Annotated in this window: 1 protein-coding gene; it reads left to right on the forward strand. The window is 58.2% G+C overall.

Going from position 1 to position 1920, the window contains the following annotated elements; genetic code table 11:
• Positions 1–219: 219 nt before the first annotated feature.
• Entirely contained in the window at positions 220–1755 is a 1536-nt protein-coding gene (gene gltX, locus QZ292_RS10345; protein ID WP_294601272.1) for a glutamate--tRNA ligase, read from the forward strand.
• Positions 1756–1920 lie beyond the last annotated feature (165 nt).

Genomic DNA, 1920 nt, shown 5'->3' on the forward strand with positions numbered 1-1920 from the left:
CGTAAGCATCCTCTAAAGTTTTTCTGGTTCTCTTTGTTCACAAAGAGAACAGTTCCAGCCTGCACAAAAAATCAGTAAGAGAAAAAACAATTGCTATACTGACAAATATAATGATTTTTCGGCAGCATTCGGATTTTTCGTTTCCGAGCCCCCATTTCGTTCCCCGAAAATGGAATAAAGTTTGTATTTTCGTAGGGCAAAAAGAAGAAATATCCGGATATGAACGACAGACCAGTGAGAGTCCGTTTCGCCCCCAGCCCTACCGGGCCGTTGCATATGGGAGGCGTGCGCACCGCTTTGTACAACTATCTTTTCGCTCGTCAGCACGGCGGCACCTTTTTGTTGCGGATCGAAGACACCGACTCGCACCGGTTCGTGCCGGGCGCCGAGGAGTACATCATCGAATCGCTGAAATGGTGCGGCATCGAGATCGACGAAGGGGTGAGCGTCGGCGGGCCGCATGCCCCGTATCGGCAGAGCGAACGGCGCGAGATCTACCTCAAATATGCCGAACAGTTAGTCAAAGCCGGCTGGGCCTACTACGCCTTCGACACCCCGGAAGAGCTGGACGCCATCCGGAAAGAGTACGAAGGGCGGGGAGAGACCTTCGCCTACAATTATGCCGTCCGGACCAAGCTGGCGACCTCGCTGGCGCTACCGGAGGAGGAGGTAAAGGCACGTATCGCGCGGGGCGACCAGTGGACCATCCGCTTCCGGATGCCGGAAGGCGAGACGATCGAGATGGACGACATGATCCGGGGGCATGTGACCGTCAACAGCTCGACCCTGGACGACAAAGTGCTGTACAAATCGACCGACGCGCTGCCCACCTACCACCTGGCCAACATCGTGGACGACTACCTGATGGAGATCACCCACGTGATCCGGGGCGAGGAGTGGCTGCCGTCGCTGCCGCTGCACGTGATGCTCTACCGGGCGTTCGGCTGGGAAGATCGGATGCCTCGGTTCGCCCATCTGCCGCTGCTGCTGAAGCCGACCGGCGGGGGCAAGCTCAGCAAACGGGACGGAGACAAGTTGGGATTTCCGGTCTTTCCGCTGCAATGGAAGCCGCAGGACGGCGGCGAGGGGGCACGGGGATACCGCGAGGACGGCTATTTCCCGGAAGCTTTCGTGAATCTGTTGGCACTGCTGGGCTGGAACCCGGGCAACGACCACTCGGAGATTCTCTCGATGCAGGAGCTGATCGAACTCTTCTCGCTCGAACGGGTGAGCAAGTCGGGCGCGCGGTTCGATCCGGAAAAGGCCCGGTGGTTCAATGCGCAATACCTCCATCACAAGTCGGACACGGAGCTGGCGGCTCTGTTCCTGCCGGTACTGGCGTCGAAGGGACACGGCGATGTGCCGGTGGCGAAAGTGGAACGCATTGTGGGGCTGATCAAGGAGCGGGCGACATTCATCGGCGACCTGTGGCCGCTGGCCGCCTACTTCTTCGAGGCTCCGCAGGAGTACGACCCGAAGACAGTGGCGAAGTTTTGGAAAGACGACAATCCGGAACACCTCCAGAACCTGCGGCGGCAGTTGGAGGTGGTCGAAGATTTCACAGCTCCGAACCTCGAAGCCAAAGCGCACGCATGGATCGAAGAGCAGGGGTTGCCGATGGGCAAGGTGATGAACACTTTACGATTGGCGTTGGTGGGGAGCAGCACGGGGGCGAATCTGTTCGACATCGCAGAGCTGATCGGTCGGGAAGAGTTTCTGCGACGGATCGAACGGACACACGAGGTACTTGGATAGCGTCATCCGACCGATCGGGTCTGACTTTACGCGGGACGAAGATGTGCCTTTGAACGGGACATTCCCTTATTACTCGGACGGCGTAGCCGGTGAGAAATACGGAGACGGACATTACAAGGCGACCAACGGTCGGTTGTACAAGGTAACCACCTCCGGTACGGGAAC

Origin of the sequence: uncultured Rikenella sp., assembly GCF_910577125.1 — a bacterium.
Lineage (GTDB): Bacteria > Bacteroidota > Bacteroidia > Bacteroidales > Rikenellaceae > Rikenella.

Bases quoted from the DNA above. Each gene is read 5' to 3' on its own strand.
- gltX (WP_294601272.1), top strand. From the start codon at position 220: ATGAACGACAGACCAGTGAGAGTCCGTTTCGCCCCCAGCCCTACCGGG.